Here is a 19,998-nt window from a genome sequence, read left to right on the forward strand (position 1 = left end):
GGCTCACACCGCACTCGCGACGAGCCTCCCGTTTCGGGAACCTTGGTACAGGCAGGCCGGGGATTCCCTCTTTTATTGCTCCCGGAGATGGATCTCCAGCCGCCAGCGGTCATCGACCTCGCTACCGGCCCACTCGCCCAGCAACGGCCGGGCCGCCACCAGCGTCAGCAGCAACCCTCCATCACTCAAACGTACCCGCCAGTTCACATCCTTGCCGCCAAGCTTGAGCTGGCCTTTCTGCGCCTGGCCCTCGGCGCCAAACAGCAGCGCGACACTGCCGTCGACGATTTCGCCATGGACCTTGGGTTCGTTGTTGAACCACACCACCAGCCCGTCGCCCGTCACCTCAACCTGCTGCAACTGACTCGGGTCTGGCGTGGTCAGGCGACCGATCATCAAGCCGATCATCATCCCGACAATCGCCAGCGAGCCCATCACCCGCAGGAATAGTTTCGAACGCACGTCTGCTTGCGGCGTAGAATGCGCGTCATCTTTACCTTCGGAGCCGTGCATGTTTCACGTCATCCTTTTCCAACCAGAAATTCCGCCGAATACCGGCAACGTTATCAGGCTGTGCGCCAACAGTGGCTGCCACCTGCATTTGATCGAGCCGCTGGGCTTCGAGATGGACGACAAGCGCCTGCGCCGCGCCGGCCTCGACTACCACGAGTATGCCACCTTGCAACGTCACGCCGACCTCGCCAGCTGCCTGGAAAGCCTCGGTCATCCACGGCTGTTCGCCTTCACCACCAAGGGCTCGCGGCCATTCCACGATGCCAGCTTCGCCCCAGGCGATGCGTTCCTGTTCGGCCCGGAAAGCCGGGGTTTGCCCGCCGAGGTGCTGGACACCCTGCCCCCTGAGCAACGCCTGCGCCTGCCGATGCGCGAGGGCTGCCGCAGCCTGAACCTGTCGAATACGGTGGCCGTCGCGGTTTACGAAGCCTGGCGCCAGAACGACTTCAAATAACACCGCATAGCAAATGTGGGAGCGGGCTTGCTCGCGAAAGGGTCATCAGCTTCAACATGAATGTTGACTGAAAAACCGCTTTCGCGAGCAAGCCCGCTCCCACATTGGACTTGCTTCGACGCTCAGAAATGCTTACTGAACGGTCGGAGTCTCGCCGGCAGCCTGCATGCGTTGCAGCTCTTGCGCGTACAGCGCATCGAAGTTCACCGGAGCCAGCATCAGTGCCGGGAACGAACCGCGGGTCACCAGGCTGTCCAGGGTTTCGCGAGCATACGGGAACAGGATGTTCGGGCAGAACGCACCCAGGGTGTGGCTCATCGAAGCATCGTCCAGGTTCTTGATCAGGAAGATACCGGCCTGTTGCACTTCAGCGATGAACGCCACTTCGTCACCGTTTTTCACGGTAACCGAAAGGGTCAGCACGACTTCGTGGAAGTCGGATTCCAGTGCCTTTTGACGGGTGTTCAGATCCAGGGCGACACTCGGCTCCCACTGCTGGCGGAAGATCGCCGGGCTTTTCGGAGCTTCGAAGGACAGGTCACGCACATAAATGCGCTGCAAGGAGAATTGCGGTGCAGTTTCTTCTTCGTTCGCAGCAGTGTTCTGTTGGTCAGTCATCGCAGATCCTTCTTGATCCAGGGTTCTTTTAGGTTTGCTTGTTTGGGGTATTGCCGTCAGGCCCTGAGCAGCGCGTCGAGCTTGCCGGCGCGCTCCAGGGCGAACAAATCATCACAACCGCCCACGTGGGTGCTGCCGATCCAGATTTGCGGCACGGACGTACGTCCGGCCTTCTGGGCCATCGCAGCGCGCACCTGCGGCTTGCCATCGACCTTGATCTCTTCGAAGGCCACGCCTTTGTTCTCGAGCAGGTATTTGGCTCGCGAGCAGTAAGGGCAGTAATCGCTGGAATAGACGACGACGTTGCTCATATCACTTCACCAGCGGCAGATTGTCGGCTTTCCAGCTGGAGATACCGCCGGACAGCTTGGCGGCGGTGAAACCGGATTTCACCAATTCACGAGCGTGAGTGCCGGCGGTCTGGCCCATGGCATCGACCAGGATGATGGTCTTGGCCTTGTGCTTTTCCAGTTCGCCAACGCGGGCGATCAGTTTGTCCTGGGGAATGTTCAGCGCGCCGACAATGTGACCGGCGGCGAAATCCTTGGTTGGACGAATGTCGATCACCACGCCGGCGTCCTTGTTGACCAGGCCGGTCAGTTCGCCAGTGCTCAGGCTACGGCCGCCGCCCTGCATTTGATAGGCAATCAGCAACGCCAGCAGTACGACGAAGATACCGACGAGAATGTAGTGGTTAGTGGCAAATTGAATCAGGTTAGCAACCATCGAAGGAGGTTCCAGGGCGTTAAAATGTCGGCCAGTATACACAGCCACTATGGTGGGCCAAACCCCGTCCGGCGGTGACGCGGCCGGAACTTCGCTTTAAACTGCGACTCCCTTTTCCATCGCCCCTTTTTACTTGAGCCAGAGCGAATTCCATGACTACCACGCCTAAACCTTTGGTCCTGATGATTCTCGACGGCTTCGGTCACAGCGACAACCCCGAATCCAACGCCATTTTCGCGGCGAAGAAGCCTGTACTGGACCGCTTGTGGGCCACCGTGCCGAACGGCCTGATCTCGGGCAGCGGCATGGACGTCGGTCTTCCGGATGGCCAGATGGGCAACTCCGAAGTCGGTCACATGAACCTCGGCGCCGGTCGCGTGGTGTACCAGGACTTCACTCGCGTCACCAAATCGATCCGCGACGGCGAGTTCTTCGAGAACCCGACCATCTGCGCAGCCGTGGACAAAGCCGTCGCCGCCGGCAAAGCCGTGCATTTCATGGGCCTGCTGTCCGATGGCGGCGTGCACAGCCACCAGGACCACCTGGTCGCCATGGCCGAACTGGCCTTCAAGCGCGGCGCTCAAAACATCTACCTGCACGCCTTCCTCGACGGTCGCGACACGCCGCCGAAAAGCGCGCAATCCTCGATCGAACTGCTCGACGCGACCTTCCAGGCCCTGGGCAAAGGCCGGATCGCCAGCCTGATCGGCCGTTACTACGCCATGGACCGCGACAACCGTTGGGACCGTGTCTCCCAGGCCTACAACCTGATTGTCGATGGCCAGGGCGAATTCAACGCCGCCACCGCCCAGGAAGGCCTGCAAGCAGCCTACGAGCGCGGCGAGAGCGACGAATTCGTCAAAGCCACCTCCATCGGCGAGCCGGTAAAAGTCGAAGACGGCGATGCCGTGGTGTTCATGAACTTCCGAGCCGACCGCGCCCGCGAACTGACTCGCGTGTTCGTCGAAGACAATTTCAGTGAGTTCGAGCGTGCCCGCCAGCCGAAACTGGCCGGTTTCGTCATGCTGACCCAATACGCCACCAGCATTCCTGCCCCGTCGGCTTTCGCTGCCGGCAGCCTGGAAAACGTGCTGGGCGACTACCTGGCGAAAAACGGCAAGACCCAGCTGCGCATCGCCGAAACCGAAAAATATGCCCACGTGACCTTCTTTTTCTCCGGCGGCCGCGAAGAACCGTTCCCGGGCGAAGAACGCATCCTGATTCCGTCGCCGAAAGTCGCCACCTATGACTTGCAGCCGGAAATGAGCGCACCGGAAGTTACCGACCGCATCGTCGACGCCATCGAAAACCAGCGCTACGACGTGATCGTGGTCAACTACGCCAACGGCGACATGGTCGGCCACAGCGGCGTGTTCGAAGCGGCGGTCAAGGCTGTTGAATGCCTTGACCTGTGCGTGGGCCGCATCGTCGATGCCCTGGAAAAAGTCGGCGGCGAAGCCTTGATCACCGCTGACCATGGCAACGTCGAGCAAATGTCCGATGCAACCACCGGCCAGGCGCACACTGCGCACACCACCGAGCCGGTGCCGTTCATCTATGTCGGCAAGCGCGACCTGAAGGTCCGCGAAGGCGGCGTGCTGGCGGACGTGGCACCGACCATGCTGAAGCTGCTGGGGCTTGAACAGCCGGCGGAAATGACCGGGACTTCGATTCTGGTCTGATCGGATTTCCAAAACGCCACAAAATCTGTGGGAGCGAGCTTGCTCGCGATAGCAATCTGACAGCCAACATCTATGTTGAATGATCGGACGCCATCGCGAGCAAGCTCGCTCCCACAGTGGTTTTTGGAGTTTTTGAAATGGAATTCAGTCTGTCGCTTGCTCCAGTCATCACACAGTCAGAAATGGGCATTTTTTTTGCCGCCCATGGCGGGCATACTAGGCCGTCCCTTTCCCTGGTGCCGCCCGCCCCTATGCTTCGCGTCCTGATAGCCCTAGCTCTGACTTGCCTGCTCCAACCGGCCTTTGCTGACGAGCGCGCAAACACCCAACAACAGTTGGACGCCACGCGTCAGGACATTGCCGAGCTGAAGAAGCTGCTGGGCAAGCTGCAGGAAGAAAAGTCCGGCGTGCAGAAAGAACTCAAGGGCACCGAAACCGAAATGGGCAAGCTCGAGAAGCAGGTCGATGCCCTGCAAAAAGAGCTGAAGAAAAGCGAAGCCGAGCTGCAGCGACTCGATGCGGAGAAAAAAAAACTCCAGAGCGCGCGCATTGAACAGCAACGACTGATTGCCATTCAGGCCCGGGCGGCCTACCAGAACGGTCGCCAGGAATACCTCAAGCTGCTGCTCAACCAGCAGAATCCGGAAAGATTCGCCCGTACCCTCACCTATTACGACTACCTGAGCCAGGCTCGCCTGGAGCAGTTGAAGAGTTTCAACGAAACCCTGCGCCAACTGTCCAATGTCGAGAAAGACATCGCCATGCAGCAGGCGCAACTGCTGGTGCAGCAAAGCAGCCTCGACACCCAGCGTGACGAGCTCGAAAAAGTCCGCAAGGAGCGCCAGCAAGTCCTGGCCAAGCTCAATGACGACGTAAAGGCTCGCGATCAGAAACTGGCGGCGCGCGAGCAGGATCAGGCAGACCTGTCTAAAGTCCTTAAAACTATTGAAGAAACCCTGGCCCGCCAGGCCCGTGAGGCAGAAGAAGCGCGACAAAAAGCGCTGATTGCCCAGCAGGAAGCCGAAAAAAAGCGTTTACGTGAGGCCCAGGCGCAGGCAGATGCCAGCGATGACGCCCCACGCAAACCGGTCAAGTCGACTCCCGGCGCACTGGTTTCCAGTTCCGGCGAGACCTTTGGTGGTCCGTTTGCGTCAACCCGCGGCAAACTTCCCTGGCCTGTCGATGGTCGACTGCTGGCACGCTACGGTGAAAGCCGTGGCGACGATGCCCGGACCAAGTGGGATGGCGTGATGATCGGCGCGTCTGCCGGCAGCACCGTGCATGCGGTGCATGGTGGTCGCGTAGTGTTTGCCGACTGGCTGCGAGGCGCCGGGTTGTTGGTGATCCTCGACCACGGCAACGGTTTTTTGAGTCTTTATGGTCACAACCAGACGCTGCTCAAGTCTGCGGGTGATGTGGTTAAAGCCGGTGAGTCCATCTCCACTGTCGGCAACAGTGGCGGGCAGGACACGCCAGCGCTGTATTTTGCTATTCGTCAGCAGGGTCACCCGAGTGATCCGGCGCAATGGTGCCGCGCGCAAGGATAAGCGCGTTACCTAATTCAGGAGTTTGTTAGACATGCTGCATTTGTCCCGCCTTACCTCGCTGGCCCTGACGATCGCCCTGGTGATCGGCGCGCCTCTGGCGTTTGCCGCTCAACCGGCCCCGGCGGTTGCGCCTGCGGGTACTGCTGCGACCACCAAGGCGCCACTGCCGCTGGATGAGTTGCGCACCTTTGCCGAGGTGATGGACCGGATCAAGGCCGCTTATGTCGAACCGGTGGACGACAAGACCCTGCTGGAAAACGCCATCAAGGGCATGCTCAGCAACCTCGACCCGCATTCGGCTTACCTCGGCCCTGAAGATTTCGCCGAGTTGCAGGAAAGCACCAGCGGTGAATTCGGTGGCCTGGGCATTGAAGTCGGCGCCGAAGACGGCTTCATCAAAGTGGTGTCGCCGATTGACGACACCCCGGCTTCCAAGGCCGGCATTCAGGCCGGCGACTTCATCGTCAAGATCAACGGCCAGCCCACCCGCGGCCAGAGCATGACCGAAGCCGTCGACAAGATGCGCGGCAAGATCGGCCAGAAAATCACCCTGACCCTGGTGCGCGACGGCGGCACCCCGTTCGACGTGACCCTGTCCCGCGCCGTCATCCAGGTCAAGAGCGTGAAGAGCCAGCTGCTGGAATCGGGCTACGGCTACATCCGCATCACCCAGTTCCAGGTCAAGACCGGTGAAGAGGTTTCCAAGGCGCTGGCCAAGCTGCGCAAGGAGAACGGCAAGAAGCTCAACGGCATCATCCTCGACCTGCGCAACAACCCGGGTGGCGTATTGCAGGCGGCGGTGGAAGTGGTCGACCACTTCATCACCAAGGGCCTGATCGTCTACACCAAGGGCCGCATCGCCAACTCCGAGCTGCGTTTCTCTGCCACCGGCAAGGACGAAAGCGAAGCCGTGCCAATGGTCGTGCTGATCAACGGCGGCAGCGCCTCGGCATCGGAAATTGTCGCTGGCGCCCTGCAGGACCAGAAACGCGCCGTGGTGATGGGCACCACCAGTTTCGGCAAGGGCTCGGTGCAAACCGTGCTGCCGCTGAACAATGATCGTGCATTGAAGATCACCACGGCGCTGTACTACACGCCGAATGGCCGTTCCATCCAGGCCCAGGGCATCGTCCCGGACATCGAAGTGCGCAAGGCCAAGATCACCAGCGAGCAGGACAACGACTACTTCAAGGAAGCCGACTTGCAGGGTCACCTGGGCAACGGCAACGGCGGTGCGGACAAACCGACCGGCTCCAGCAAGGCCAAGCCGATGCCACAGGACGATGATTACCAACTGGCCCAGGCCCTGAGCCTGCTCAAAGGGCTGAGCATCACGTCCGGCCGTTGAGGATGCGCCTGCGGTACATTCTCGGTCTGCTTTGCTGTCTGGCGGGTGTTGTTCACGCAACACCCGCCCCGACCACCCCGCAAAAAGCCTACCTGACCCTGATCATCGATGACCTGGGGCAGAACCTGCCCCGGGATCGCCGCGTGCTGGCCCTGCCCGGCCCGGTGACCACGGCAATCATGCCCGACACGCCTCACGCCACCGAATTCGCCCGCGAAGCCCATCGCGCGGGCAAGATCGTCATTCTGCACATGCCCATGGATCCGGCCACCGGACCGTTCGCCTGGCATCCCGAATTGCCTGTCGATGAGCTGGAAAAGCGCCTGAGCGCCGCGTTCAAAATGGTTCCCTACACCAGCGGCATCAACAATCACATGGGCAGCCGCATGACCGCACAACCCGCGGCCATGGCTTGGTTGATGGCAGATTTGCAACAACGGCACAAATTCTTCGTCGACAGCCGCACCAGCGCCCGGACCGTGGCCGCGGCCGAAGCGCAGAAGATCGGTCTGGCCAGCGTTTCGCGGGATGTGTTTCTCGACGATGAACGAACCGAAGCCGCGATCTTCAGCCAGTTGCAGACAGCGATCAACCTCGCGCACAAGCAGGGTTCGGCGGTGATGATCGGGCATCCGTATCCACAGACACTCGCGGTGCTGGAGCGGGAATTGCCGAAGCTGAAGGCTCAGGGAATTGAGTGGATTGATATCAGGCAGATGATCAGTGTGCGCGGTAATCGGGCGACTGCGGCGCATGGGAAGGATGGGGTGTACCGCTAGAGCTACACAGCGCCCCCTGTGGGAGCGAGCTTGCTCGCGATAGCGATCTGTCCTTCACCAATGTTGTCGACTGACACGACGCCATCGCGAGCAAGCTCGCTCCCACAGTGGTCCGGGCATGACTGAAGGGTTGGTGTTGAATCCTATAGATACCGCGCCATGATCTCGTCGACCTTGCCTTCCTTGCGCATCTGATCCAGCGCCGCCTGGAGCCTGGCCACCGTCTCGTCCGGCACGTCCTTGTTCAGTGCCAGGTACAGTTCGGCACTGTTGAAACGCAGTACGGTTTTCAACCCGTTGACCCCTTCCTGACGCGCCAGATAGCGCCCGGCCGGGTCACCGGTGGCCCACAGGTCGATCTGCCCGTTGACCAGTTTTTTCGCGTTGTCCTGATCGCGCAGTACAACAATCGGATTGAGCCCCTGCTTGGCCAGCGTCTCGGCAATCGCGTCGCCCTTGTAGGCGCCGATCTTGTACTTGCGCGCATCATTCAAGGTTTCGAGGGTGATCTTGCTGTCAGCCTTGGCCAGCATGATCCAGTCATCCGGGCCGATTGGGCCGACCCATTTGAACAGCTTCTCGCGATCCGGTAACCGCGCCATGACGAACACGCCATAGCCGGGTTTTTCCAGGGTGAGCTTGTAGATTCGCTCCCAAGGGAAACGCAGCGTCAGGCTGTATGTAATGTTGGCGCGCTTGAAAACCTCGCGGACGATATCGGTGGCGATGCCGTCGATGTTCTCGTCCTGAGCGAAGTTCTTGCCATTCTTCGCCATGTTGTAGGGCGGGAAGTTTTCAGTCAGCAACACCATGTCGGCATCGGGGCTGTCTTTTGCGTGTGCTCCGCTGATGAACAACAGAGAAGCGCTGGCAAGGACGAGAAGAAAGCGTTTAAGCATGTCTGGCTACCGAAATCCATGGCGTACCCAAGAGTGCCTTGGGCACGCCATGATGTCCACTGGCCTGCACTGGTTTGTTCAGCGCATCACAATTCCGCGATGGGCCATATAAGCCTTGGCTTCCTGCACGGTGTATTCGCCGAAGTGGAAAATACTCGCCGCCAGAACCGCGCTGGCGTGACCTTCGATAATGCCATCGGCCAGGTGTTGCAGGTTGCCGACGCCACCGGAAGCGATCACCGGAATGCCCAGCGCATCGCTGATGGCGCGGGTGACACCCAGGTCGAAACCGTTTTTCATGCCGTCCTGGTCCATGCTGGTCAGCAGGATCTCACCGGCGCCCAGGCCTTCCATTTTCTTTGCCCATTCGACAGCGTCGAGACCGGTTGGCTTGCGACCGCCATGGGTGAAGATTTCCCAGCGCGGGGTTTCGCCAGGTCCCGAAACCTTCTTCGCGTCGATCGCGACCACGATGCATTGCGAACCGAAATGCTGCGCGGCTTCGCCGACGAACTCAGGGTTGAACACCGCTGCGGTGTTGATCGAAACCTTGTCCGCGCCGGCATTGAGCAGGTTGCGGATGTCCTGCACGGTGCGTACGCCACCGCCCACGGTCAGCGGGATGAACACCTGGCTGGCCATGCGCTCGACGGTGTGCAGCGTGGTGTCGCGGCCATCGACGCTGGCAGTGATGTCGAGAAAGGTAATCTCGTCGGCGCCCTGCTCGTCATAGCGACGGGCGATTTCCACCGGGTCGCCGGCGTCGCGGATGTTTTCGAATTTCACACCCTTGACCACCCGGCCGTTGTCCACGTCCAGGCAAGGGATGATGCGTTTGGCCAGCGCCATGATCAGTCCTCAGCCTTTGTACGAATCGCAGAAAGCTTGCGCTTCTGCGACATCGAGGGTGCCTTCGTAAATCGCACGGCCGGTAATGGCGCCGATGATGCCCGGCGCCTTGGCGTCGAGCAGGGTCTTGATGTCGCCCAGGTTGTGGATACCGCCGGAAGCGATCACCGGAATCGAAGTGGCGGCAGCCAGTGCCGCGGTGAACGGTACGTTGCAGCCCTGCATCATGCCGTCTTTGGCGATGTCGGTATAAACGATCGCGGAAACGCCGTCGGCTTCGAATTGCTTGGCCAGGTCGATCACCTGAATGGTGCTGATTTCAGCCCAGCCGTCGGTGGCGACGAAGCCGTCTTTGGCGTCCAGGCCGACAATCACCTTGCCCGGGAATGCGCGGCAGGCTTCGGCAACGAAGGCCGGATCTTTCACGGCCTTGGTGCCGATGATCACGTAGCTGACGCCCGCTTTCACGTAGTGCTCGATGGTTTCCAGGGAGCGGATACCACCACCGATCTGGATCGGCAGGTTCGGGTAGCGTTTGGCGATGGCGGTGACCACTTCGCCGTTGACCGGCTGGCCTTCGAAGGCGCCGTTCAGGTCGACCAGATGCAGACGGCGGCAACCGCCCTCCACCCACTTGGCAGCCATGCTCACCGGGTCATCGGAGAACACTGTGGAATCTTCCATGCGGCCCTGGCGCAGACGAACACAGGCACCGTCTTTAAGATCGATAGCGGGAATAATCAGCATCTGGCAAACCTTCAAATTTGAATGTTCAGCTTGGCTCGGAAATCAGTTTTTCTCGAGCGCCCACAGGTCGCTTTCGATGCTTTCGAACCTCTCTTTGAGGTGCGCCTGCACATCGAAAATCGCCCTGTTGTAATAGTGCGGAGCAATTTCACGGGTAAACAGCTCAAGAATCTCCGCCGCCTCGAACGAGCCGAGGTCGAGTTCGAAGCGGTCTTCCATGAAACGCTTGATCTTGCGATTGGCCTCGCTCTCCTGCTCGGGAGTGAGGGTCAGAATCGGCGGCTTCTTCTTGACGGCCATTTACCAGCGACCGTCCCACGCAGCGAAGTTCTGCAGCAACTGCAGGCCATGGGTATGGCTTTTCTCCGGGTGGAACTGCACGGCGAAACGCGAGCCTTCGGCCAGCGCCGCGGCGAAATCGACACCGTAGTGCCCGCCACCCACCACCTGCCGCGCGTTGGCGGCAGCGATGTAGTAGCTGTGCACGAAGTAGAAACGCGCCAGGTCCGGAATGTCGTGCCACAGCGGGTGACTGACCTTCTGCTTCACTTCGTTCCAGCCCATGTGCGGGACTTTCAGGTGCTCGCCGTCCTCGACCAGATCCTTGCCGAAGAACTTCACCGCGCCCGGGAACAGGCCGATGCAGTCGACGCCGTCGTTCTCTTCGCTGGTGTCGAGCAAGGCTTGCATGCCGACACAGATGCCAAGGAACGGACGGTCCTGGCTGACTTCACGCACCAGCGAATCGAAGCCGAGGCGACGGATCTCCGCCATGCAATCGCGAATGGCGCCAACACCGGGGAAAACCACCCGGTCGGCTTCGCGAATCACGGAGGCATCGCTGGTGATCAGTACCTTGCCGGCACCCACGTGCTCGAGGGCCTTGGCCACCGAGTGCAGGTTGCCCATGCCGTAATCGATAACCGCGACTGTCTGCATTACAGGACGCCCTTGGTCGAAGGCATTTGCCCGGCCATGCGGTCATCGAGCTCGACGGCCATGCGCAGGGCGCGACCGAAAGCCTTGAACACGGTTTCGATCTGGTGGTGGGTGTTGTGCCCACGCAGATTGTCGATGTGCAAAGTGACGTTGGCGTGGTTGACGAAGCCCTGGAAGAATTCCTGGAACAGGTCAACATCGAAGCCACCGACGGTGGCACGGGTGTAGGGAACATGCATCTGCAGGCCCGGACGGCCGGAGAAATCGATCACCACGCGCGACAGCGCTTCATCGAGCGGCACGTAGGCGTGACCGTAGCGACGGATGCCTTTCTTGTCGCCGATGGCTTTGGTGAAGGCCTGGCCGAGGGTGATACCGACGTCTTCCACAGTGTGGTGGTCATCGATATGCAGGTCGCCCTTGCTGACAATATCCAGGTCGATCAGCCCGTGACGGGCGATCTGGTCCAGCATGTGCTCAAGAAAAGGTACACCGATATCGAATCGGGCCTTTCCGGTGCCATCGAGGTTGATCGAGGCTTTGATCTGGGTTTCCAGAGTGTCGCGCTCGACAGACGCCTTACGTTCGGCCATCACCAGCTCCGCAAAATCATTGGGCGAAAAAGGCAGCCATTATAGGCTTGCGGGCGCCAAACAGAAACACGCGAGGTGATATCACTGACGGAGTGAATTCGGAGGTGTCGGCGATGTACATGTCCATACAAGCCATTTGGCACACCCCAAAACAACTGTGGGAGCGAGCTTGCTCGCGATGGGGCCCTCACACTCAACCTTTCTGTCGACTGTCAGACCGCTATCGCGAGCAAGCTCGCTCCCACAGTGTGGGTGTTTGTTCAGGACTGGGTGTTGTCAGCCCGTGAACACCTTAGTGAAACAGTACCGCCGTCTTCTGCAAGGTCACCCACACACCCCACGCCAACGGAATCCCCACCACCAGCCACGCCGCCACCGCCAGCGGTTTGGTGCCAGGCGCGGCTTTCCACTCCAGCACGGTGCTGCTGTCAGCCCCTTTGTCATGGCCCAGCGCCTGTTCGGCGGCCAGTTCGGCGTCGGTCATGAAGTACTTGTCCGCCACCGGGCGCACCAGCAGGTTGCACAGGAAACCCAGCACCAGCAGGCCGGCGAGGATGTACAGCGTGATGTCGTACGCTGCTGCACGCTCAACGCCGATGCTCAGCTGATATTCACGCAGGTAGTTCACCAGCACTGGGCCGAGCACGCCGGCAGCCGCCCACGCCGTCAGCAGACGACCGTGAATCGCACCGACCATTTGCGTACCGAACAGGTCCGCCAGATACGCAGGAACAGTCGCGAAACCACCGCCATACATCGACAGGATGACGCAGAACGCCGCCACGAATAGCGCGATGCTGCCCAGATGACCCAGGTTCGGAATCAGTCCGTACAGGGCAAAGCCCAAGGCGAAGAACACGAAGTAGGTGTTTTTGCGACCCAGGTAATCCGAGAACGAAGCCCAGAAGAAACGCCCGCCGATGTTGAACAGGCTCAGCAAACCGGTGAAACCGGCCGCGATGGCGGCGATCGAAGCCAGTTGCGAAGCGTCGAGTTGGCCGAACGCCAGGTCATTGCCCAACAACTTGCCACCGAACACTTCCTGCAACAGCGGCGACGCCATGCCGAGGATACCGATACCGGCCGATACGTTCAGGCACAGCACCAGCCACACCAGACGGAACTGCGGCGTCTTCCAGGCCACATTCACGTGAACATGACGATGAGTAATCATCGCGTTGGAGGCTTTTTTCGCCGGGGCGGTCCAGCCTTCAGGCTTCCAACCGGTTGGCGGGACGCGGTAGGACAATGCGCCACCGATCATGAACACGAAGTAGATCGCGGCCATGACCAGGAAGCTCTGCCACACGCCGACGCTGGTTGGCGAAGCGAAGTGCCCCATCAGCGCTGCCGCCAGCGGAGCACCGACCATCGCACCACCGCCGAAGCCCATGATCGCCATGCCGGTGGCCATGCCGCGCTTGTCCGGGAACCACTTGATCAGCGTCGAGACCGGTGAAATGTAACCCAGGCCCAGGCCGATACCACCAATGACCCCGGAGCCGATCCACATCAGCCAGATCTGGTGGGTATACACGCCCAGCGCCGAAATCAGCAGACCGCCGCACCAGCACAGAGCCGATACAACCCCTGCCTTGCGTGGCCCGGCATGTTCCAGCCAGCCACCCCAGATGGCGGCCGAGCAACCCAGGAAGATGAAGAACAGGGTGTAGATCCAGCCGAGCATCGAGATCGGCCAGTCACACTGGGACGAAAAGACCTGTGCGATAAAACCCATGTCCGCTGCGCAGGCCACTGGCGCCGTGATGCCCAGCGCCTTGGACAGCGGCAACCAGAACACCGAAAAGCCGTAGGCCATGCCGATGCACAGGTGGATGGCCAGCGCGGCCGGTGGCACCAGCCAACGGTTGAAACCGGGCCTGGCGATGATCCGCTCCTTGGACAGGAACGCGGGCTGGTCGGCACTGAGGCCGTCCGCCGTGATGCTCGTGGTCATTGTATTTCCCCCAATTATTAGTAGGGTTCGCCAGCCACGCTCCCGGCCTTTATGCACGCAGACATGACCGTTTTTTGGTGGAGCGCCTTGTTGTGCGACAACAGGTCGCAGAAGGACGGACGAACGGGCAAAGGTTACCATCTGCCAGTGACAGAAAAACCAAACTGACATCACCTTTGGTACGTCGTCTGACCTCCATCGCTTCATGACCCCACAGGAATCACCATGCCGATCATTGTCGAGCCGCTGAACCAAGCCACGTCCCAGGATCGGCAGGATCTGCAGAAGATCTACCGCGACGCTCCAGACTGGTTGTTCGCCCCGTTTTCCGGCGAAGCGCAGTTGATCGAGGACTGTTTGCGCGACGGCACACTGATCGCCGGACGCTTCAACGATCGCCTGCTGGGCGCGGCCCGCTTGCAAAGGCACCAAGACGCCTGGCATTTGTCACAAATATGTGTGCGAAAAATTACCCGTCGCCGTGGTGTTGCCGAGCGACTGGTGGCCGAAGCGCAAAAAATGGCCGCTCAATCGGGCATGACGCTACGCCTGCTGGCGCCTGCCGGGCACCTGGAAGCGCAGGCGCTGGCCGCCAAGCTGAAACTGCCGCTGGATGTGCTGCCGGAGTGATCGCCGAACGGTCGTCCGTTCCGGGGCGCTATACTCCCCGGCTAAATTTTGAATTCGACTAATTACAAGGACTCGCCCATGAAAGCGTTCGGCAAAATCCTGGGTCTGGTACTTCTCGGGCTGTTGCTGATCATTGTGGCGCTGGGCTTTGCCCTGACCCACCTCTTCGATCCCAACGACTACAAAGACGAGATTCGCCAGATTGCCCGCGACAAAGCCCACATCGAGCTGACGCTCAATGGCGATATCGGCTGGAGCCTGTTCCCGTGGCTGGGCCTGGAGTTGCACGACGCCAGTGTCGCGACCATGGTCAAACCGACTGAACCGTACGCCGACTTGCAGATGCTCGGCCTGTCGGTGCGCGTACTGCCGCTGCTGCGCCGTGAAGTGCAGATGAGCGACGTGCGCGTCGAAGGCCTGAACCTGCGCCTGAGCCGCGACAAGCAGGGTCATGGCAACTGGGAGGACATCGGCAAGCTGCCTGCAACGGCCGGCACCGACGCGACCGGCATCCCGCCAGCCACTCCCGAACCTGTGCCCGAAACCGGCGCCGCGGCGGAAAAACCGTCCCAGCCGATCCGCCTGGACATCGACAGCCTGACCGTGAACAACGCACGGGTCGAATACACCGACGAAAGAACCGGCAAGAGCTTCAGCGCCGAAAGCATTCAGTTGAGCACCGGCGCGGTCCATGACTCCGTCAACATTCCGCTCAAGCTCACGGCTTTCCTGTCAGCCAACCAGCCTGCACTGCGGGTGCGTACCGAACTCAACGGTGAGTTGCGCATCGCACGTGCACTGCAGCGCTATCAGTTCGAGGATATGAAGCTGACGGGGGAAGTGACCGGCGACCCCTTGCAAGGCAAGGCCGTGACGTTCTCCGCCCAGGGCCAGTTGGTGCTGGACAGGGCCGCCAACGTTGCCGAGTGGACCGGCATCAAGGTCTCTGCCAACCAGTTGCGGGCACTGGGTGAACTGAAGGTCAACGATCTGGACAAGACCCCACAGGTCAGCGGCGGCATCTCGATTGCCCAGTTCGACCTGGCGAAATTCGTCGACAGCATCGGCCAGAAACTCCCGGCCATGGCCGAAGGCAGCCTGAGCAAGGTCGAGCTGGTCAGCCGGTTGGCCGCGACACCGACCAGCCTGGCGCTCGACGACCTCAACCTGAAAGTCGACGACAGCACCTTCAGCGGCCGCATCGCCGTCGAAGACTTCGCCAGGCAATCGCTGCGCGCCGTGCTCAAGGCCGACACCTTCAACGTCGACCGTTACCTGCCGCCGAAATCCGCCGAGGCCAATAGCGCGACACAAGTGCGTCAGGCCGAAGTCGCCAGCACCGAAGCCGATGCCATGGCCGGCGCCGGCAGCACGCCATTGCCACCCGCGCCGACCAAGGACGCGTGGAGCAGCGAGCGCCTGCTGCCAGTGGAACGCTTGAGCAAGCTCGATGTGGACGCCGACCTGACCTTCGGCCAGTTGACCCTGCAAAAACTGCCGATCCATAACGCTGCGCTCAAGGCCACCGGCCAGGGCGGCCTGCTGACGCTGGCCAACCTGCGCGGCGACCTGTACGAGGGCAACTTCGAAACCACCGGCACGCTCGATGTGCGCCAGCCAGTGCCGGCACTGAATCTGCAGACGAAGATCAGCCGGGTACCGGCGGAAAAAATCCTCGAAAGCCAGGGCAAGAATCCACCGGTCAAAGGCCTGGTCACGCTCAACAGCAACCTGACCGGCAACGGCAACAGCCAGAAGGCGCTGATCGAAACCCTCAACGGCAACGCCAGCTTCGTCATCAACAATGGCGTGCTGCTCAACGCCAACCTTGAGCAACAGCTGTGCAAAGGCATCGCCACGCTCAACCGCAAAACCCTCAGCGGCGAGCCGCGCGGCAAGGACACCCCGTTCCAGGAGCTCAAGGGCAATCTGACCTTGCGTAACGGCGTAGCCAGCAACCCGGACCTGAAAGTGCGCATCCCGGGCATGACCGTCAAGGGTGACGGTGACATCGATCTGCGAGTGCTGGGCATGGACTACCGCGTCGGCATCATCGTCGAAGGCGATACCAGCGCCATGCCGGACCCGGCCTGTCAGGTCGGCGACAAGTTTGTCGGCATCGAGTGGCCACTGCGCTGCCGTGGCCCGCTGGAGCTGGGCGCCAAGGCTTGCCGTTTGGATAACGACCGCATGAGCCAGGTCGCGACCAAGTTGGCTGGCGACAGGATCAGCGACAAAATCGACGAAAAATGGGGCGACAAAGTCGACCCGAAACTGAAAGACGCGCTCAAGGACCTGTTCAAGCGATGAGAGCCGAGCAGTTTTCAACGGCGGTGCTGGACTGGTTCGACCGCCACGGCCGTCACGATTTGCCCTGGCAGCAGGACATCAACCCGTATCGGGTTTGGGTCTCGGAAATCATGCTGCAGCAGACCCAGGTCAGCACAGTGCTGAACTACTTCGACCGCTTCATGGCCTCGCTGCCAACGGTCGAAGCCCTGGCGGCGGCACCGGAAGACGAAGTGCTGCACCTGTGGACCGGCCTGGGTTACTACACCCGCGCGCGCAATTTGCAGAAGACCGCGAAAATCGTCGTCGAGCAGTACGGCGGCGAATTTCCCCGGGACGTGGAAAAGCTCACCGATCTGCCGGGGATCGGCCTGTCCACCGCCGGCGCCATTGCCAGCATCAGCATGGGCCTGCGCGCGCCGATCCTCGATGGCAACGTCAAACGCGTCCTGGCGCGCTTTACCGCGCAAGAGGGCTACCCGGGCGAGCCGAAGGTCGCCAGACAGCTCTGGGCCAACGCTGAGCGCTTTACACCGCACGACCGGGTCAACGCCTACACCCAGGCGATGATGGACCTCGGTGCCACGCTCTGCACCCGCAGCAAACCGAGCTGCCTGCTGTGCCCGCTGGAAAAAGGCTGCGAAGCGCACATGCTCGGCCTGGAAACCCGTTACCCGATCCCCAAGCCGCGCAAGGCCATCCCGCAGAAGCGCACGCTGATGCCGATGCTGGCCAACACCGAAGGCGCCATCCTGCTTTACCGTCGCCCCTCTACGGGCCTCTGGGGCGGCTTGTGGAGCCTGCCGGAACTCGACGACCTCGACGACCTGTCACACCTGGCAGCGCAGCACTCGCTGGAACTGGGCACCCAACAGGCATTGCCGAGCCTGGTGCACACCTTCAGCCATTTTCAGTTATCCATCGAACCCTGGCTGGTTCAGGTCCAGGAGACCGGCCATCACGTGGCCGAGGCCGACTGGCTCTGGTATAACCTCGCCACCCCGCCGCGCCTGGGCCTTGCCGCCCCGGTCAAAACCTTGCTCGAGCGCGCGGCCGCCGTATTGAACGCAGGAGAGTCGTCATGACCCGCACCATCATGTGCCGCAAGTACAAAGAAGAATTGCCAGGCCTGGAGCGCGCTCCCTTCCCGGGCGCCAAAGGCCAGGACATTTTTGACCACGTCTCGGCCAAGGCCTGGGCCGACTGGCAAAAACACCAGACCCTGCTGATCAACGAAAAACGCCTGAACATGATGAACGCCGAAGATCGCAAATATCTTCAGGGCGAGATGGACAAGTACTTCTCCGGCGAGGATTACGCCAAGGCCGAAGGCTACGTACCGCCGTCGGAATAACCCCGATTTATCGGGGGTCGGAACGTAAGCGACGGTAATAATTAAAATTTTTTTGAAAACTTGCTTGACGACCCCCTGAAAAACCCGTTTAATGCGCCCCGTTGCCCAGATAGCTCAGTCGGTAGAGCAGGGGATTGAAAATCCCCGTGTCGGCGGTTCGATTCCGTCTCTGGGCACCAAATACCGAAAACCCTGAATCGCAAGATTCAGGGTTTTTTTATGCCTGCGATTTGAGGAGCCTCTCGTTAACTCGCATCATTCCAGTGGAAAACCAGGTTACGGGCTGCACCACTGCCAACATCGGCAACGTCCTGCCGGGTTTCGCCGTTGCGCGTCGCAATGACCGTGTATTTACCGGCAGGCAGCTTCACGTAAACCAGCGGGCCGGCATTATTGAGCGTCAGCACGGTTTGCCCCGGGGCTTTCTGGATGACCACGCTCACGTCAGGAATGTATTCATTTTCCGTCCCGACAGAGAACGTCATGTGCAGGTTGTAGCCGGTGCTCTGCTGGATGGCCCTGGACTCATCCTCGCCGATACCGCCGGACAGGTAGGCGATGCCGTTTTGCTCCTGGCGCTGCACCTGTACGCCAGTGCTGTCGATTGGATCAAGGCTGGCGGCGGGCGACATCGATGGAAACATCAGCACGCCGACGGCGGTGAGAGGCAACAGGAGTGAATGGAGGTACTTCATGATGACGACTCCCGGGTTCTGCAGAACCCAATCGTTACATTCTTTGGATTTCCAGTCGCAGGGCGGGGTTTTAGATTGATTTAGCCTGAGTACGAAACGTACTACGCCATTTGCTCCTCAGCCCTCGCCTGCCCTCCGACGCGTCCTGCCAGCGAACCCGGCATTTCCTGCCTGTTTTTCAGTCACTCCCGGCAGCTTCGAAGGGTGCTCACTTGTCATTCTCCTTCGCTATCCAATCTGCTGCGGAAGACCTCATGACGGCCCTCACACCCAACGACATTCACGACCCCTATCTGGCTTCACTGCTTGGGAACCTTGGCAAATCGATCCATCAGGCACGTCAGAAGGTGCTTCGGGCGGTCGATACCGTTCAGGTGCAAACCTGTTGGCAGATTGGTCGACATATCGTCGAGTTCGAGCAGGAAGGCGCTCGGCGGGTGAGGTATGGCAAAGAGTTACTGTCGACCCTGGCAAACAGGCTTACTGCAGAATTCGGGAAAGGCTTTGACGAAACCAATCTGCGAAAAATGCGCCAGTTTTATCAGGCGTTTCCAATTCGTGACGCACTGCGTCTCGAATTGAGCTGGAGCCACTACCGCCACCTGCTTCGGGTCGACAACGACAGCGCCCGTCTCTGGTACATGAACGAATCAGCCACCCAAAACTGGTCAAGCCGCGCCCTGGAACGCCAGATCAATACGCTGTACTACGAACGCCTGCTGGCGAGCCGAGATCGCAGCAGTGTCAAGCAGGAGGCCGCCACCAACATTCAAAACATGAAGGCCAGCCCTCGGGATTTCATCCGTGATCCGGTGGTACTGGAGTTTCTGGGCCTACCCAATGCCGGCAAGCTTCAGGAAAGCGAGATCGAACAGGCGTTGATCGAACAGCTGCAAGGCTTCTTGCTGGAGCTGGACAAGGGCTTCGCGTTCATAGCCCGCCAGCAACGCATCAGTACCGACAGCAAAGACTTCTACATCGATCTGGTGTTCTACAACTACTTGCTCAAATGCTTCGTCATCTTCGATATCAAGCGCGGTGAACTGACCCATCAGGATGTGGAGCAGATGGACATGTACCTGCGCATGTACGACGACCTGAAACACAGCGCGCAAGACAGCCCTACCGTCGGCATCATTCTCCGTGCGCAAAAAGATGAATCCGTGGTGCGCTACTCAATGCAGGAAGGAAGCGAACAACTGCTCGCCAGCAAGTACAAGCTCGTCCTGCCGAGCGAAGAGGAACTCCGTAACGAACTGGATCGGGAACGGGCAGCACTTGAAGAACGACTGCTCGATCAACCACTGCCTTGAGGCCAATGGATTGTTCATCAACGGCATCAAGACTATCGTTGGCAGCTACCCGCAAAGGTCCGACGC

Annotated in this window: 22 protein-coding genes and 1 tRNA gene; 11 read left to right on the plus strand and 12 right to left on the minus strand. The window is 60.2% G+C overall.

The window, feature by feature from the left end; genetic code table 11:
• Nucleotides 1-72: 72 nt before the first annotated feature.
• Nucleotides 73-513 carry a hypothetical protein gene (locus tag Q8X48_RS04645; protein WP_015093086.1) on the minus strand — a complete coding sequence of 147 codons (441 nt, stop codon included), beginning with the start codon at nucleotides 511-513 and terminating at the stop codon, nucleotides 73-75.
• Between Q8X48_RS04645 and Q8X48_RS04650 the strand changes: the two genes are divergently transcribed.
• Nucleotides 512-967: a tRNA (cytidine(34)-2'-O)-methyltransferase gene (locus Q8X48_RS04650; RefSeq protein WP_102673912.1), complete on the plus strand. Its 456-nt coding sequence runs from the start codon at nucleotides 512-514 to the stop codon at nucleotides 965-967. The two genes, Q8X48_RS04645 and Q8X48_RS04650, sit on opposite strands and share 2 nt — an antisense overlap.
• Before the next feature lie 132 nt (nucleotides 968-1,099).
• Here Q8X48_RS04650 and secB read toward each other — a convergent pair whose 3' ends face one another.
• The 3 genes from secB to Q8X48_RS04665 are packed head-to-tail and all read right to left on the minus strand — an operon-like array spanning nucleotide 1,100 to nucleotide 2,311.
• A complete protein-coding gene (secB, locus tag Q8X48_RS04655; protein ID WP_015093084.1) occupies nucleotides 1,100-1,585 on the minus strand; it encodes a protein-export chaperone SecB in 486 nt (161 codons plus the stop codon).
• 56 nt (nucleotides 1,586-1,641) lie between these two features.
• Complete coding sequence (gene grxC / locus Q8X48_RS04660; protein WP_007972741.1) at nucleotides 1,642-1,896, minus strand: glutaredoxin 3; 255 nt, start codon at nucleotides 1,894-1,896, stop codon at nucleotides 1,642-1,644.
• Nucleotide 1,897: 1 nt separating this feature from the next.
• Nucleotides 1,898-2,311 (minus strand): rhodanese-like domain-containing protein, encoded by a 414-nt coding sequence (locus tag Q8X48_RS04665; RefSeq protein WP_095964570.1) that lies wholly within the window; start codon nucleotides 2,309-2,311, stop codon nucleotides 1,898-1,900.
• Nucleotides 2,312-2,463: 152 nt separating this feature from the next.
• Between Q8X48_RS04665 and gpmI the strand changes: the two genes are divergently transcribed.
• From gpmI to Q8X48_RS04685, 4 genes are all read left to right on the plus strand, one after another.
• Entirely contained in the window at nucleotides 2,464-3,993 is a 1,530-nt protein-coding gene (gene gpmI, locus Q8X48_RS04670; RefSeq protein ID WP_407799818.1) for a 2,3-bisphosphoglycerate-independent phosphoglycerate mutase, read from the plus strand.
• A gap of 251 nt (nucleotides 3,994-4,244) precedes the next feature.
• Entirely contained in the window at nucleotides 4,245-5,540 is a 1,296-nt protein-coding gene (locus tag Q8X48_RS04675; RefSeq protein WP_102673914.1) for a murein hydrolase activator EnvC family protein, read from the plus strand.
• A gap of 31 nt (nucleotides 5,541-5,571) precedes the next feature.
• Nucleotides 5,572-6,888, plus strand: coding sequence for a S41 family peptidase (locus Q8X48_RS04680; RefSeq protein WP_015093079.1), 1,317 nt, complete (start codon nucleotides 5,572-5,574; stop codon nucleotides 6,886-6,888).
• A gap of 2 nt (nucleotides 6,889-6,890) precedes the next feature.
• On the plus strand, nucleotides 6,891-7,667 hold the full coding sequence (locus Q8X48_RS04685; protein WP_407799819.1) for a divergent polysaccharide deacetylase family protein: 777 nt from the start codon (nucleotides 6,891-6,893) through the stop codon (nucleotides 7,665-7,667).
• 143 nt (nucleotides 7,668-7,810) lie between these two features.
• Here Q8X48_RS04685 and Q8X48_RS04690 read toward each other — a convergent pair whose 3' ends face one another.
• From Q8X48_RS04690 to Q8X48_RS04720, 7 genes are all read right to left on the minus strand, one after another.
• On the minus strand, nucleotides 7,811-8,566 hold the full coding sequence (locus Q8X48_RS04690) for a substrate-binding periplasmic protein (RefSeq protein ID WP_407799820.1): 756 nt from the start codon (nucleotides 8,564-8,566) through the stop codon (nucleotides 7,811-7,813).
• Between the two features lie 78 nt (nucleotides 8,567-8,644).
• On the minus strand, nucleotides 8,645-9,415 hold the full coding sequence (gene hisF, locus Q8X48_RS04695) for an imidazole glycerol phosphate synthase subunit HisF (protein WP_007972752.1): 771 nt from the start codon (nucleotides 9,413-9,415) through the stop codon (nucleotides 8,645-8,647).
• Nucleotides 9,416-9,424: 9 nt separating this feature from the next.
• On the minus strand, nucleotides 9,425-10,162 hold the full coding sequence (hisA, locus tag Q8X48_RS04700) for a 1-(5-phosphoribosyl)-5-[(5-phosphoribosylamino)methylideneamino]imidazole-4-carboxamide isomerase (protein WP_015093076.1): 738 nt from the start codon (nucleotides 10,160-10,162) through the stop codon (nucleotides 9,425-9,427).
• A 42-nt stretch (nucleotides 10,163-10,204) separates the two neighbouring features.
• Nucleotides 10,205-10,462 (minus strand): DUF2164 domain-containing protein, encoded by a 258-nt coding sequence (locus Q8X48_RS04705; protein ID WP_007989200.1) that lies wholly within the window; start codon nucleotides 10,460-10,462, stop codon nucleotides 10,205-10,207.
• A complete protein-coding gene (gene hisH / locus Q8X48_RS04710) occupies nucleotides 10,463-11,101 on the minus strand; it encodes an imidazole glycerol phosphate synthase subunit HisH (RefSeq protein ID WP_116580824.1) in 639 nt (212 codons plus the stop codon).
• On the minus strand, nucleotides 11,101-11,694 hold the full coding sequence (gene hisB / locus Q8X48_RS04715; RefSeq protein ID WP_003186751.1) for an imidazoleglycerol-phosphate dehydratase HisB: 594 nt from the start codon (nucleotides 11,692-11,694) through the stop codon (nucleotides 11,101-11,103). The genes hisH and hisB overlap by 1 nt, the downstream gene beginning before the upstream one ends.
• Nucleotides 11,695-11,986: 292 nt before the next feature.
• Complete coding sequence (locus Q8X48_RS04720; protein WP_407799821.1) at nucleotides 11,987-13,651, minus strand: OFA family MFS transporter; 1,665 nt, start codon at nucleotides 13,649-13,651, stop codon at nucleotides 11,987-11,989.
• A 225-nt stretch (nucleotides 13,652-13,876) separates the two neighbouring features.
• Between Q8X48_RS04720 and Q8X48_RS04725 the strand changes: the two genes are divergently transcribed.
• The 5 genes from Q8X48_RS04725 (at nucleotide 13,877) to Q8X48_RS04745 (ending at nucleotide 18,103) form a co-directional block, all read left to right on the plus strand.
• On the plus strand, nucleotides 13,877-14,281 hold the full coding sequence (locus tag Q8X48_RS04725; RefSeq protein ID WP_218485876.1) for an acetyl-CoA sensor PanZ family protein: 405 nt from the start codon (nucleotides 13,877-13,879) through the stop codon (nucleotides 14,279-14,281).
• 78 nt (nucleotides 14,282-14,359) lie between these two features.
• Nucleotides 14,360-16,591, plus strand: a complete 2,232-nt coding sequence (locus Q8X48_RS04730; protein WP_407799822.1) for an AsmA family protein — start codon at nucleotides 14,360-14,362, stop codon at nucleotides 16,589-16,591.
• Nucleotides 16,588-17,655, plus strand: coding sequence for an A/G-specific adenine glycosylase (gene mutY / locus Q8X48_RS04735; RefSeq protein ID WP_095964560.1), 1,068 nt, complete (start codon nucleotides 16,588-16,590; stop codon nucleotides 17,653-17,655). The genes Q8X48_RS04730 and mutY overlap by 4 nt, the downstream gene beginning before the upstream one ends.
• Nucleotides 17,652-17,924: an oxidative damage protection protein gene (locus Q8X48_RS04740; RefSeq protein ID WP_007972770.1), complete on the plus strand. Its 273-nt coding sequence runs from the start codon at nucleotides 17,652-17,654 to the stop codon at nucleotides 17,922-17,924. The genes mutY and Q8X48_RS04740 overlap by 4 nt, the downstream gene beginning before the upstream one ends.
• Before the next feature lie 103 nt (nucleotides 17,925-18,027).
• Nucleotides 18,028-18,103 (plus strand) — tRNA-Phe (locus tag Q8X48_RS04745).
• Nucleotides 18,104-18,169: 66 nt separating this feature from the next.
• Here the strand turns inward: Q8X48_RS04745 and Q8X48_RS04750 are convergent.
• Nucleotides 18,170-18,619 (minus strand): carboxypeptidase regulatory-like domain-containing protein, encoded by a 450-nt coding sequence (locus Q8X48_RS04750; protein WP_407799823.1) that lies wholly within the window; start codon nucleotides 18,617-18,619, stop codon nucleotides 18,170-18,172.
• Nucleotides 18,620-18,873: 254 nt separating this feature from the next.
• On the opposite strand from Q8X48_RS04750, the gene Q8X48_RS04755 reads away from it, so the two are divergent.
• Entirely contained in the window at nucleotides 18,874-19,932 is a 1,059-nt protein-coding gene (locus Q8X48_RS04755) for a PDDEXK nuclease domain-containing protein (protein ID WP_407799824.1), read from the plus strand.
• The last annotated feature ends 66 nt before the right edge of the window (nucleotides 19,933-19,998 follow it).

Source organism: Pseudomonas sp. QLc11A (assembly GCF_052112305.1).
GTDB lineage: Bacteria > Pseudomonadota > Gammaproteobacteria > Pseudomonadales > Pseudomonadaceae > Aquipseudomonas > Aquipseudomonas laurylsulfatiphila.